Origin of the sequence: Brevibacillus sp. SKDU10, assembly GCF_001645205.1 — a bacterium.
In the GTDB taxonomy this organism is placed as follows: Bacteria; Bacillota; Bacilli; order Brevibacillales; family Brevibacillaceae; genus Brevibacillus_B; species Brevibacillus_B halotolerans.
Map to the genome: position 1 here is coordinate 25,077 of NZ_LSSO01000160.1, position 13,187 is coordinate 38,263.

Below are 13,187 nucleotides of genomic sequence, written 5' to 3' on the forward strand. Positions count from 1 at the left end.
TTCACTATGCCTCCAGAAAAACCTCGACCCTATTTCATGTTTAACACTGTTTTATTAATCTACGCCCTGCATAGCGTACAGATCGGGATAGGTATCCTAGGCTTTCAGCGCTATGTCTATCAGCATGCAGGTCATGATTCATGGATATCCGTCATATTAGCTGGATGCCTGCTATCGTTCATTTTATGGATCATGGTAAAGACACTGCGCATATTTGATTACTATGATCTGTTTCTGATTCATTACACAGTATTTGGCAGATGGATAGGTAGGCTTCTAAATGCTCTCTATGTTGGCTACCTGCTCCTTGCCCCCTTCATCATTATCATGAATTACATCGACATGGTCCAAACCTGGATCTTTCTTGATATGCCCAATTGGGTCTTAAGTTTGCTCATCTTATTATTGGTCGCCTATGGTGTGACAGGTGGTATTCGTACGGTAGTCGGTTTTGCTTATTTAGCCGTCATTCTAACACTCTGGCTCATCCCACTAGTCTTTTTTGCCTCCCCTTATTTATTTTGGAATCATTTACTTCCAATCGGGGAGCATAGCCTAAACGAAATATTGCTTGGAACCAAATCGATGTCATTTAGTTTGTTAGGCTTTGAATTACTATACTTTATGTATCCCTTTATCAAAGGAAAGAAAAAAGTAAGCCGTTATGTCCAATGGGCTTCTCTTTCCATCACCTGTATGTATTTATTAGTGATGGTAGTGACACTCGCTTTTTTTTCAGGCCCTCAGCTAATGCGAAATAACTGGGCGACCTTCGCTATGTTTAAAATAGTTCAGCTTCCCTTTTTAGAACGCTTTGAGTACATTGCTGTTTGTTTGTGGCTATTGATTGTCCTGCCAAACATTATGCTGTATTTTTGGGCAGCTATTCGGGGGATGAAATGTGTATTTACCTTCACAGAAAATCAGTCACTTTCGATTTGTCTAGTGCTTATCTTTAGCCTTTGCTTGCTTTTTAGGACACGAATCCAGATTGAATCGATCAGCAATATCATAGCTACCATTGGAATAATTATTGCTTTCGCATATCCCCTATTCCTGTTTACCTGGGTCTTCATTCGTGAAAAATGGTTAAAAAAAGGCGGGAATCAACATGAAGCGAACAATTCGTAAAACCCTTTTTGTCTGTTTCGTGGCCATGATGGCGGTAGCAGCCGGTTGCGCAACAGGACGGCCGCTCGAAAAAATGGGATTAATTGTGGCAATGGGAGTAGATTTGTTACCTAATGATCGAATCATGGGGACCGCTGCACTATACGGCATAGATCCCAATGCTAAAGATAAAGTAGCGGTGCTTACCAATACAGCCAACACCTTAAAAGGTATCCGAACCAAACAAAATCAGGAATTTTCTAACCGACTCGTATCCGGTCAGCTACGTGTTGTCTTATTTGGCTCACCACTAGCTCAGCACGGGATTATCAACCTAATAGATACACTAGCTCGTGATGCTGAGATTGGTACTGGCGTGTATTTAGCCGTTAGTCAGGATAATAGCAGTGACCTATTAAAAAATCGCTTTCCAGAAATCAGTAACATCGGGACGTTTTTATATGAACAAATCCAACAAAATTCACGGCATGAGGAATTAATTTCAACCACACTCCACCAGTTTTTACATGATTTCTATTCAGTAGGAAAAGACCCTGTAATGCCCCTCTTTCATTACAAAAATAACGAGGTTCACATGTCTGATATCGCATTATTTTGTGATGATAAGATGGTAGGTCACTTTAATGCACAGGAAAGTTTTTATTTAAAATTGATTCGAGATAAGTACAAAGCGGGAACAAATGAAATTGCTTTGAAACGAGAAGAATTGGAGGAGCTTATCCCAAAAAAGTCTAGGTATTCTCAAAAGGATACCGTATATGTAGTAATCAGTAATTTGGAAAGTAAAGCGAAGATAAAAGTGATACGTCAAAATCCCCCTACTTTCCAAATAACCTTACATGCCGTGTCTCAAATACATGAAATTTCCGAGGAAATTAGCCTAGGAACAAAGGATGTGATTAGAAAGCTTGAACGATCTCTCAATCGGGAAATGAAAAAGAATATTAACAAGCTAATTGCTCGAACCCAAAAGCTAAACACAGATCCTATTGGTTTTGGCGAGCAATATCGTAGTGCTGTCCGTAACAGTAACTTAACTCGGGATAACTGGAGAGAGCTATATCCCAAAGCAGAATTTTCAATCATCGTCCATAATACCCTGTCACGCACTGGTATTATTGATTAGTATGGGGGAACAAAAGAAAAACGCCACAGCTTATATGTAAGCCTGGCGTTTTTTTGCTGAATGGATTTTGTTTTTATCTATTCTCTGACTTAATCAACTGGTCGTTTATCGTATGTTTATTTTTATTTAGCAAACGTTTTCGCGATTTCAATAGCACGCTCTTTTGCTTTTGCCTTGATATTTTCTGCCTCAGCAGGAAGTGCGTTCATGCCTTCTACTGCCAATGTTTCGTAGTCAGTGATACCGATGAAGTTCATTACTGCTTTTAAATATTTATCACCAAATTCAAAGTCAACAGCAGGACCCTCTGAGTACATACCACCGCGAGCTTGAATATGGAGAACTTTTTTACCGCTTAGTAAGCCTGCTGGACCAGCTTCTGTATATTTGAAGGTTTTTCCAGCGATTAATACGTTGTCAATGTACGCTTTCACTACAGGAGGGAAGCTCAAGTTCCACATTGGTGTTACGAATACATAGCGATCTGCTTCTAAGAACTGATCCAATACTTCACCCATGCGGCCAACTTTAGCTTGAGCTTCTGGAGATAAATCACCAAACGCAGTTCCTTGACGCAATTTGTTCCATGCATCTAACACAGTCCCATCAATCATTGGAATATCTTCCTTGAATAGATCGACGCGTACTACCTCGTCCTGAGGATTTGCTTGACGGTATGCATCTAAGAAAGTTGCGCCCACACTTAGTCCAAAGGAATCCTCTACAGAGTTCGGATTTGCTGTAATATACAATACTTTTGCCATTTTTGTAATCATCCCTTCTGATGTATGTACCTTATTATTTGCTTGATGAGCCTGCGGCATGTAATACATTAAAATTTATTTACTTACCTTATATAAGTATAGTACTTTTCGGTAGAAAATTTGTCAACACATTTATTTAGAAAGTATCTTTCCATATTTTTCTGTATTTTTTTAGATCCTTTATCGTATTCTTCATTTGACAAGAGTGAACGACCTGTGAGATGCTTTGCCTAACGAACGTTAGGTAGGAGGTTTTGTCTTATGACTGCAAACAAGATAAAAGAGGCTGCTTTGCAGTGCTTTGCTCAACACGGCTACGAGGGAACGTCGCTTGCTCAAATTGCAGACGAGGTTGGAATTAAAAAACCTTCCATTTATGCCCACTTTAAGGCAAAGGAAGATCTTTTTTTACACTTGATCCATGATGTATTCACGATTGAGAAGGCCAAGTTGCAACAATTTTTAATGATCAATCAGGATCAGCCCCTAGCTACCTTGTTACCCGAATTGTTAAACCATTACAAAACAAATTTTACTCACGATAGCACGTTTACCTTTTGGCTTCGGATGGCTTTCTTTCCCCCATCTAGTTTGGTCAAGCCGGTTAGTGATGTGACCAATCAATTTTTAGACGAACTGGAGGCTATGCTAGTCCCTTTGTTCAAGCGTGCAAAAGAATTAAGAGAAATTCAGGTGGATGATCCCCAAGATGCCGTCATTGCCTTTCTTTGTTTAATGGATGGGCTATTTGCGGAATTATTGTTTGGTGGATCAGATCGATATGATAAACGTTGGTCTTCCTCATGGAAAATTTTTGCCAAGGGAATACACCTTCGAATACACATGGAAAGGGATTGGGAGTAAACCTATGATGAACCGGAATTGGACATACGTCCTTATCGCAGGCTTATTAGAAATTATTTGGGTCTCGGGGGTTAAACACTCCTCTACCTGGTATGAATGGGCTGGAACCATAATCACGATTGCTCTTAGTTTTATCGTGCTTATCCGTGCAACGACATCTCTTCCTATTGGCACGGTCTATGCGGTCTTTACAGGAATCGGTACTACAGGTACTGTTTTGACAGAAATGTTGTTATTTGGTGAACCGTTCCATTTAGCGAAAATAAGCCTTGTTGCTTTATTGCTGATTGGTGTTATCGGACTGAAATTAATTACGTCTGATGATTCCAATACGAATGAAACAAAGATGAAAGGAGCGAGCTAAAGCATGGGCTGGGTTTTCTTATTTTTTGCAGGATGCTTTGAAATTGTTGGCGTGCTTGGCTTAAAAAAGGTCTCATTGAAGCAGAGCTTCGCCTCTTATCTGATTTTAATGGGGGGATTCGCTCTTAGTTTTACCTTTTTGAACCTGTCCATGCAAAGTATCTCCATGGGTACAGCTTACGCAATCTGGACTGGCATCGGTACAGTTGGGAGCGCCTTACTGGGTATGCTTGTTTATAAGGAACCGAAAGAATGGAGGCGGATTTTATTTATTATGATGATTGTATCCGCTGCTATTGGCTTGAAAATAATCGCATAGGTACTGCACAGCAAAAACGAGCGGAAAAGCACAGAAGATTGAGTTGCGAGAATATACATCATTTCGCAATGACACCTCTGTGCTTTTTTGTGTAGGTGAAATAACGACTATCTGGTTTCTTTTTGTTTCATCTAAGCGTTCCCAACCTCTGCGGTCACTTTACTTGTCTCCTCTTTGAAAAACTGAGGCAGATAGGGCTTATGTGCTTCCAGCATTTCATCTAAAATCGTTTTAGCGATGGAGTCTGATGGAATTAACGGATTAATGCTCATCGCTAGCAATGCTTTATGATAATCGCCTGTCACTGCTGCTTCGATCGTCTCGCGTTCAAAGGATTTAATTTGTTGAACTAAACCGTTTACGGCGATTGGCAACTCTCCCACCGAGATTGGCACAGGTCCTTCTTTTGTGATAACGCAGTTCACCTCGACAGCCGAATCTGGGGAAATCCCTGCAATTGCACCGTTGTTACGAACATTAACCGGTTGAATATCCCGCACATCATTATAAATCGAGTAAATAAGATTACATGCCGCATCACTATAGTATGCGCCGCCTCGTTTCTCAAGCTGCGGTGGCTTGATGGCCAACTCAGGGTCTTTATACAGCTCAAACAGTTCCGCTTCTACCTTCTGAACTACCTCAGCTCTCGTTCCTTCTTTTTTCGCCGCTTCTCTTTCATGTTCAAGCATCGGTCCAGTCTGATAATAATAGCGATGATAGGGACATGGCAATAAGCCTAGCGCCCGGATGAATTCTTTTTCCCATCCCATATCTACAATATTTTTCACGGAAGGACCGGTTTCCTCATCACTTGTTAGCTTGTCAATTACTTGCTGGGTTACCTTCTTGCCATCCAGATAGACGTTCGTACCGAAAACCATATGATTTAACCCTGCAAAATCAATATGCACGCGACTACTATCTACATCTAGCATCTTGGCGACAGCCATTTTCATACCTACTGGAACATTGCAAAGACCTACGACTTTTTTAATATTGCTGTGACGCAGAACCGCCTCGGTCACCATTCCTGCTGGATTGGTAAAATTAATCAGCCATGCTTCTGGACATAGTTCTTCCATATCCCTGCTAATGTCTAAAATTACTGGGATTGTGCGCAATGCCTTAAACAGACCACCTGCACCGTTTGTTTCCTGACCAATGCATCCATGCTTTAATGGTATACTTTCGTCTAATCCACGAGCCTTTAGTAGACCTACACGTAATTGAGTCGTAACAAAATCTGCTCCTGACAGGGCTTCTCTGCGATCCAATGACAAATGAATTTGCATGGGAACACCAGCCTTCTCCACCATGCGTTTTGCTAAATTGCCTACGATTTCTAACTTTTCTTTGCCTTCTAAAATATCGACCAGCCAAAGCTCACGCACAGGTAATTTCTCATACCGCTTGATAAAGCCTTCAACTAACTCTGGTGTGTAGCTGGAACCACCGCCAATGGTTACGATTTTAATTCCGCTCAACTGTAAGTCCCCCTTCGATGTTTATTTTTGCATAAAGGTCAATGAACTCGTTTGCTAAGTCTTTCACTGTGATTGCATTCATTAAATGATCCTGCGCGTGGATCATTAATAGGGTTACCTCTGTCTTGTTCCCGCCCGCTTCTTCCTGAATTAAAGAAGTTTGAATATGGTGCGCTTCACGTAGCTCTGCAGTCGCTTCGTCCATTAGCTTGCGTGCTTCCTCTATTTCTCCTCGCTTTGCCGCCGCAATTGCCTCCATGGCGAAGCTTTTTGCGTTGCCACCATGTAATATTATGTGAAATGCTACATCTGTATTTTCCATATGGTTGCCTCCTATCCCATGCACTCACTGTCTGCCTAGTTGTTCAAATGTAATCAATTGTATATCCCGACAGTTCAACCGTTTTTTAACATGCGGGTCAGTCAAAATCGCCAATTCGTTCATACGCTGAAGCGCATAGCTGCTCCCTTGGTAAAGTGGTTGGTCGATAAAAGCTGGATGTGTCATAATCTCCAGTGATTCAACTCCAGCATGCTTATCGAGAATTTGTTCCAGGGACTCAAGAGAAAGCTGATCTCCATAAAAACTCTGATCGAAAGCAGCAGTGCTTCTTATGCCTGCTGGCAACCGATTTGTCTCATCATGTGTGTGGAGCAGACGAAGCGGCAGATGATACCGCTCCGCCAATTTCAACACAATAGGCAATATTTTTTCATGCGCATGTACATGATGATGACTATCAATATGGGTTGGTTTCTTTCCGTATGAGAGAAATGCTTCTACTTGACGTGTAAATTCTTTCTCTACATCTTCTGTATTTATGTGATGAAATACATCCCGCAGTGCGTGAAAATGACCTGATTCATTTACTAAGGAAGGTACGTCGTCACCAAGTGGTTTGCCACAGGTCAAAACAAAATGAATTCCTACTCCTAACGTTGAATGCTGTTTGGCCAGTAAAAAGGCATGATCTACCTCGGGCATATTCATCATCATCGTGGTCGATGTAACAACCCCGCATGCATGAGAAGTAATAATTCCATAGTTGACTCCTCTTGAGTAACCAAAATCATCGGCGTTTATAATCAGTTTCGTAACGATTCCTCCCGTCCCGTGCATCTATCTAACACAATTGTTCTTATGCTTGTAATGTGTTGACAGCTTGATTTTTTGTTGCCTCCTGCTCTTCCTTGCATTTTTGACGATCCCACAGACGTATGAATGGATAGTAAATCGCAAAAGCGACTATAAAATTGATTAATTGTAGGACTAACCCGGATGCTTTAGCGCCAGTCGCTAGATAACCACTAACTAACAATGGAGTGGTCCATGGCACGGATATACCGCTTGGTCTCGCTACAAGTCCCGTAGACATTGCAAAATAAGAGATGCATAAAAGAACAACGGGCGTTATGATAAATGGAATGATTAAGAGCGGGTTCATGACGATCGGTACCCCGAAGATCACCGGTTCGTTAATGTTAAATAACCCTGGTGCAAGAGATAGTCTTCCTAAGCTTTTCATCTGCTGGCTCCTTGCCAGAAAGGCCATGGCAACAACCATTGCAAGCGTTGTACCTGATCCGCCAATATAGAGCCATAAATCAAAGAATTGAGTAGTGATAACATTCGGTAATTCTGCATTAGGATTGCTCATGTAAACAGCGCGGTTTGCATCCATCAGCGTTAACCAGATAGGGCTCATTACACTGCCAACCAAATTGGCTCCATGCAAACCGCAAGCCCATAAAAGGTGAATAAGAATAACAGCGATTAAAGCACCTGCGAAGCTGGAACCCAGTGCTTGTAGAGGAACTCCTAACAGTGTTTTAACAACATTGTGTACGCTTTCAAAAGTAGTAGCTTCCATAATCAAACGAATAATCCAGCAGGTTCCAAGTACAATAAAGGCTGGAATCAGTGCAACGAAGGATTTCGCAACCGCTGGTGGTACACCTGGCGGCATTTTTAAAACAATGTCCTTTTGTATAACAATACGGAAAATTTCTGTGGATAAAAGAGCCATAATCATGGCAACAAACAAGCCTTGACTTCCCATTAACGTTACCGGTATGACACCGCTAACCTGTATGGCTGTTTCTGTGCCAGCCGGGGTAAACATCGTGTTGTATGGCGTTACTAGCAAAAAGGAGGCAACAGATATGGAAGCTGCCGATAAAGGGTCCACCTTATACTTTTCCGCTAACCGATACGCTACACCAAAACTAGCAATGAGTGCCATAATGTCAAAGGTAACGCCTACCGGATATAAGAGCTTTGTACGCCATAGCTCTCCAAAAATCCCCTTCATAAAGTCATCATAACCCTCGATTGGAATAAACCCAATAACCAAACATAAGGACCCGACAATTAGCAGGGGAGTTGTTAAAACGATACCGTCACGAATGGCTTGTAAGTGCTTCTGCCCAGCGACTTTCCCTGCAATGGGCATCAGCGCTCTCTCGAATAATTGAACGAGTCTGTCCATTGATACCACTCCTATCTATTTCTTCATGTGTAAGGCAGCTTCTAGTACCTTTTGGCCATTGACCATTCCATAGTCAACAGGGTTTATGACATCAACGGGTATATTTCTCGCTTCGCCTTCCTTTTTAAATTCTGCTAATTTATAACGGATTTGCGGTCCGAGTAGCACAACCTCTGCTTTATCCCAGTTATCACGCATATCATCTGCGGATATAGCCCATATCTTTGCCTCGATTCCTAGCTCCTTTGCTGCCTCCTCCATTCGAGTTACAAGTAGGCTAGTTGACATTCCTGCTGAACAACATAGTACGATATTCATCTTTATATACCCCCTCTGATCATGTAAGTGCTTACATTTTATTTATATTGCAAATATGATGCCAAAACACTAATTATGTATATGTAGGCTGTCATCCTTTCATTCTCCCTTTAGTGTTTCGCTTGTCCATAAGAAAAACGAAACACTAATCTATAGTGTTTCGTTCTAAGTACAGTGAGTGTTTACTTATACGTGAGACTGATTTGCTTCACTCATAAGGAAAAATTTCGCGAGATAACAAATTTCATTTTCTTCCACCATGATTCCATACGTCAGCTCAATAGGCTGCATTTGTCCTTGTATAACAGTAAGCATCTCCTTAAAATGCTCTTTGTACGCTTCCTTTTCTTTAAATTCTGCTACTTCTCCTCCGCCTTTCAACCGATCAATCATACAGCACATATGCAATGTAATCCCCATCAATTCGTCCTGATATAGCTTCTGCTGTAGTTTTCGCTCCAAGCGTTTAATGGTAGCACGCACATCCGCTAGGACTTGTTCGCCTGAGAGATATTTTAAATGAGCTTCTAGTGTTTCACCCATTTTTATATAAATTTCTTCCTGGTTGATAATTTGCTGAATTTCAGGAATAGCCTGTAAGCTTAAGACCTGCTCAATATTGTATTGAGGTGCATCTATATCCAATCGAAAATTGCTGACAATACACAAAATCTGGCGTTTTGTCTTTAGTGCCTCCAGCTCCTGTTTCGCTTTGTTTTGATCCACACAGGTAATCGGTATAATTTGTAATGATTCGTTATGAAAGCGAAGATAATTTTTCAATAGATTTTTAATCACAAGTGCGCTTCCTTCACCTGTCAAGCACGCCGTTACGATCACCTGCTTTGGTAGCTTATTACGTTCCCGTTTAACAGACTGTTCTTGTATTTCATGACTTGATACCGCTAACACGCTTTGATAAATCTCGTCTAATGTAGAGCCGGATATCGCTTTGCGGGTGGCTTCTAAAACATGCGTGGTACTAACCAAAGGGATCACTTTTACCGGTATTCCCAATTCTTTTTGGACGATTTCTCCAAAGGTAAGCAAAGAGCCCATATCTACTAAAAACAGCAGTCCCTCTTCATTCCCAATCGTTTTGGCAATTTCTTTGGCTTTTTCCAATAATTCATGGGGAGGCTTTTCTAAGGGCATATCTAATGGAACAGCATGATTCGTTCCTAAAAGGCGATTTGTCACCTCTACCATGGAGGTCGCACTGGAATTACCGTGCATTATAACGAGAATACCCACATAATTTTTAATCTCCTCAGGCTGTGCTTCGTCAAGTACAAAGAACATGCAGAGAAAACCTGCCTCATCTAGCGGTATGTCGAGATCAAAAGCCTCTTCTATCTTACTCACACATTCAAGAGCTACCATGAACTCAGCTTTATGTAGCTTGCTAATTTGATTCAATTGCGGATTCGAGATTGTTTTTCCCCTTCCAATCCGATCAATGAGTGTCTGAATATGCAAGGACATTCCCAATAGAACATTGCGTGTTAATGCTCTATTCAAAATGGTCTGGGCATACTTGACGATATCTTCGACCAGATTGACAATATCGGGGTGAACAATTTTCAAGACATCTTCCTGATTGAAGCTTTTTCGTACATTAGTCAGATAATTAGTGAAATACTTTTCAATCTCACTAGTCAAGACTGTGTACAGGTCTGTATCAGATACTCCCGCAGCTCGTAGCTGTACAATCTTTTGTTCCATTCGTTCGTAGATATTATTATCCATTACCGATGAATCTTCTAAAATATATGGTTCTTGATCTGGATGAAACAAAAAATACTTCTTTTCCCCAATAAGCTTCTCGATATTTTGTCTATTCTGCTCCACATGCAGCACGCCCTCTTTTACATGAGGGGGAAGATCAGCGGTAGTAATTTGCATTTCTGTTTTCCGCAAAGAAATAAAATCGGCATATGCCTTTGCGCAGGATAGGCGAATATCCGTTTTCAATTGACCAATGTTGTTTGGACAGTCGTACAGGAGAAGAGCACGGATAGAATTACCTGAGACATGAATATCCTTCCCTAAACGATAAGACTCTTCTTGAAAAAATTGTTTGATTAGCTGTAGCCGCTCCTCGAGTCCTCTTTCTTTTAAGGAAGGCAGAGAAATCATCATAGGAATTCGTCTGGTAAAAGTCGCGAGCAATGCAGAGGTAGGATTCTCTGTTGTCGCCGCAATTAATCTTACATTTGCCTGACGCACTCCATCTGTTTCACCTACACGTCTGAAGAAGCCTTTATCGATGAAAGTAAATAACATTTCCTGCCCTTCAGACGGTAAGCGGTGAACCTCATCTAAGAACAGAATGCCGGTGTCAGCAGCTTCCATCAATCCTGGTCGATCATGATCAGCGCCAGTATAGGCACCCTTTTTCACACCAAATAATTGACCTACCAATAATTGAGCATTGTGAGCATAGTCTGCACAGTTAAATGTGATAAACGGAGCAGTAGCTGCTAAGATTCCTTTTTCCAAAGCATATTCGTACATAAGCCCAGCAAACATGGTTTTCCCAACACCCGTTTCACCAAAAAGTAGCGTATGCATGCCATGGGGCGGATAGAGCAACGCAGCCTTAGCTTGTTCAATAAGTGCTGTTAAGCTCTGGCAATCTCTAGCCAACTGGTCCATTACACTAGCTTGTAGCTGATTTTCGCTATGATGTATATTCCTCTTAAGCTCCGGCGGAAAAGAACCCGCTCTCTTACGTTCCCAAGTCTGCTTCCCTTCCGTTTTCCTTTGTTCAGACAAACCTGCATTCATCAGAGCTTTAGGTTGAGTCCCAGGCAAGGAGAAGCGTACAGGCCTAGTTGTACTTTTCTCTATACGACCTTCTCTCCAAAGCTGGTTTAAATCAGAGCTGACATTGGCTCGACTTAACGAGAGAAGCTCAGCCAGCTCTTGGGCACTGCTTGCTTGTCCTTCACGCGATCTGGATACAATCTGTTGCATAATCAGCTCTATGCGTTTCATTTCATCACCTTGTGCCGATTTTTAACTGACAGCCTTCACTATGAAAACTCTTTCATGATCCATCATCTCATATTTATATTCATTCATCCATGCATCATTTTTGTGAAAGTTAGATTCGCTTGGTTCGAGCTCGATCTACCTCTGGAATTTTGATTACTAGATAACCAAGAAAGACGACAAGAAGAATACCCTGAAATAAAATAGCAAAGGAAACAGAGCCACCCATATAGGATACGGCATAGTAAATAACCGTTCCACCTAGCATTAAGCTATTCTCTACAAAATTTTGGACCGCAATCGTTTTACCTGATCCGATGATTTGAAGTCCTTGCTCCTGAATGACAGTGTTCATCGGAACGATAAATACCCCGCCCATAAAGCCAACAGCAAGCAACATCAGGATAGCAATGAATGTTGAATGTATCCAAGGAAACAGCATAATACAGCCAGTCATAAGAAATCCATAGAGAATGGCTTTCGTAAATCTAGATAAAGGAATCACCTTCGGAGCAAAGAAGGCTCCTCCAATAATGCCAATGGAGGTAGTCGCGAGTATAAGTGATACACGAAAGTCATTCTCTGCAAAACCCAAGGCAAGCGGAATCCAAGCAAGCACAGCAATCCGGAGCACCGCCGAACTCATCCAGAATGCTCCTGTTCCTATCAGTGCGTAGTGTGTAGTCGGATGATGGTACAGCAATCGAAAATTTTCAAAAAATAAGCGGATTTCTTTCCTGATTTTAATATGGCGATTGCCTCGCTGCATTGGTATGTAAAAGGTCATCGCAATCGAAGCCGCAAAGAGAAGCAAGCAGATGCTCGAAGAAACCATGACACTAGTAACGGCCGCAATTGCCCCTCCTCCTCCGATTCCTAGCAAAATGGCCAGTATCGTATAGGCCTCAATCCGCGAATTAGCTTCAAATAACTCCATTTCATTTTCAGTAAGCTCTACTAATATGCCGTACTTGGCAGGTGAGTAGACAACCGCTCCTATTCCTACAGTAAAGTAACTAGCCATCAACGCTATAATGCTTTGGTGGTCTACCGACATTAATAATACGATGCCTAGCAGCTTCAAAAAATTACCTACAAGTAAAACTGCTGTTTTCGAATACTTATCTGCTATGGGCCCCACCACAGGTGCCATTACAATAAACGGCACGAAAAATGCCATGGAAACTAAGGCAAGCGCGACAGGAGAAAAGCCATTTTGTCTTAACAGATTGGCAATCACAAATAATGCCATGTTATCAGCAAACGCAGATAAAAACTGAGTGATATATAAATACTTCAAGGCTTTATTTTTCACGAATGCCGCTCTCC

General features: G+C 41.5%; 13 protein-coding genes. 5 read left to right on the forward strand and 8 right to left on the reverse strand.

All coding sequences use genetic code 11. From position 1 onward, the window contains the following. Positions 1 to 6: 6 nt before the first annotated feature. Both AYJ08_RS12890 and AYJ08_RS12895 read left to right on the forward strand, forming a co-directional pair. Positions 7 to 1,131, forward strand: a complete 1,125-nt coding sequence (locus tag AYJ08_RS12890; RefSeq protein WP_064018064.1) for a GerAB/ArcD/ProY family transporter — start codon at positions 7 to 9, stop codon at positions 1,129 to 1,131. Continuing rightward, entirely contained in the window at positions 1,112 to 2,257 is a 1,146-nt protein-coding gene (locus AYJ08_RS12895) for a Ger(x)C family spore germination protein (RefSeq protein WP_064018065.1), read from the forward strand. Before AYJ08_RS12890 ends, AYJ08_RS12895 begins: the two co-directional genes overlap by 20 nt. Positions 2,258 to 2,379: 122 nt before the next feature. Here AYJ08_RS12895 and AYJ08_RS12900 read toward each other — a convergent pair whose 3' ends face one another. Next, the gene (locus tag AYJ08_RS12900) at positions 2,380 to 3,021 is read right to left on the reverse strand and encodes an FMN-dependent NADH-azoreductase (protein WP_064018087.1); all 642 of its coding nucleotides are present in this window, start codon (positions 3,019 to 3,021) and stop codon (positions 2,380 to 2,382) included. 261 nt (positions 3,022 to 3,282) lie between these two features. Between AYJ08_RS12900 and AYJ08_RS12905 the strand changes: the two genes are divergently transcribed. Genes AYJ08_RS12905 through AYJ08_RS12915 form a run of 3 tightly spaced genes read left to right on the forward strand, consistent with a single transcriptional unit; the run spans position 3,283 to position 4,567 of the window. Continuing rightward, positions 3,283 to 3,885, forward strand: a complete 603-nt coding sequence (locus AYJ08_RS12905; RefSeq protein WP_064018066.1) for a TetR/AcrR family transcriptional regulator — start codon at positions 3,283 to 3,285, stop codon at positions 3,883 to 3,885. 7 nt (positions 3,886 to 3,892) lie between these two features. Then, positions 3,893 to 4,249, forward strand: coding sequence for a DMT family transporter (locus tag AYJ08_RS12910; RefSeq protein ID WP_197490658.1), 357 nt, complete (start codon positions 3,893 to 3,895; stop codon positions 4,247 to 4,249). A 3-nt stretch (positions 4,250 to 4,252) separates the two neighbouring features. Continuing rightward, positions 4,253 to 4,567, forward strand: a complete 315-nt coding sequence (locus tag AYJ08_RS12915; RefSeq protein ID WP_064018068.1) for a DMT family transporter — start codon at positions 4,253 to 4,255, stop codon at positions 4,565 to 4,567. Positions 4,568 to 4,698: 131 nt separating this feature from the next. Here the strand turns inward: AYJ08_RS12915 and AYJ08_RS12920 are convergent, their stop codons facing one another. The 7 genes from AYJ08_RS12920 to lplT all read right to left on the reverse strand — a co-directional run bounded on the left by AYJ08_RS12920 (position 4,699) and on the right by lplT (position 13,173). After that, positions 4,699 to 6,054 (reverse strand): 6-phospho-beta-glucosidase, encoded by a 1,356-nt coding sequence (locus AYJ08_RS12920; RefSeq protein WP_064018069.1) that lies wholly within the window; start codon positions 6,052 to 6,054, stop codon positions 4,699 to 4,701. Next, positions 6,041 to 6,376 carry a PTS sugar transporter subunit IIA gene (locus tag AYJ08_RS12925; protein WP_031413794.1) on the reverse strand — a complete coding sequence of 112 codons (336 nt, stop codon included), beginning with the start codon at positions 6,374 to 6,376 and terminating at the stop codon, positions 6,041 to 6,043. The genes AYJ08_RS12920 and AYJ08_RS12925 overlap by 14 nt, the downstream gene beginning before the upstream one ends. Positions 6,377 to 6,400: 24 nt before the next feature. After that, on the reverse strand, positions 6,401 to 7,174 hold the full coding sequence (gene chbG / locus AYJ08_RS12930) for a chitin disaccharide deacetylase (protein ID WP_064018070.1): 774 nt from the start codon (positions 7,172 to 7,174) through the stop codon (positions 6,401 to 6,403). A gap of 19 nt (positions 7,175 to 7,193) precedes the next feature. Continuing rightward, positions 7,194 to 8,543 carry a PTS cellobiose transporter subunit IIC gene (gene celB / locus AYJ08_RS12935; RefSeq protein ID WP_064018071.1) on the reverse strand — a complete coding sequence of 450 codons (1,350 nt, stop codon included), beginning with the start codon at positions 8,541 to 8,543 and terminating at the stop codon, positions 7,194 to 7,196. A 15-nt stretch (positions 8,544 to 8,558) separates the two neighbouring features. Continuing rightward, positions 8,559 to 8,861, reverse strand: a complete 303-nt coding sequence (locus AYJ08_RS12940) for a PTS sugar transporter subunit IIB (protein ID WP_064018072.1) — start codon at positions 8,859 to 8,861, stop codon at positions 8,559 to 8,561. Positions 8,862 to 9,047: 186 nt separating this feature from the next. Beyond that, complete coding sequence (locus AYJ08_RS12945) at positions 9,048 to 11,861, reverse strand: sigma-54-dependent transcriptional regulator (RefSeq protein ID WP_064018073.1); 2,814 nt, start codon at positions 11,859 to 11,861, stop codon at positions 9,048 to 9,050. A 109-nt stretch (positions 11,862 to 11,970) separates the two neighbouring features. Further along, positions 11,971 to 13,173 carry a lysophospholipid transporter LplT gene (lplT, locus tag AYJ08_RS12950; RefSeq protein WP_031413788.1) on the reverse strand — a complete coding sequence of 401 codons (1,203 nt, stop codon included), beginning with the start codon at positions 13,171 to 13,173 and terminating at the stop codon, positions 11,971 to 11,973. Positions 13,174 to 13,187 lie beyond the last annotated feature (14 nt).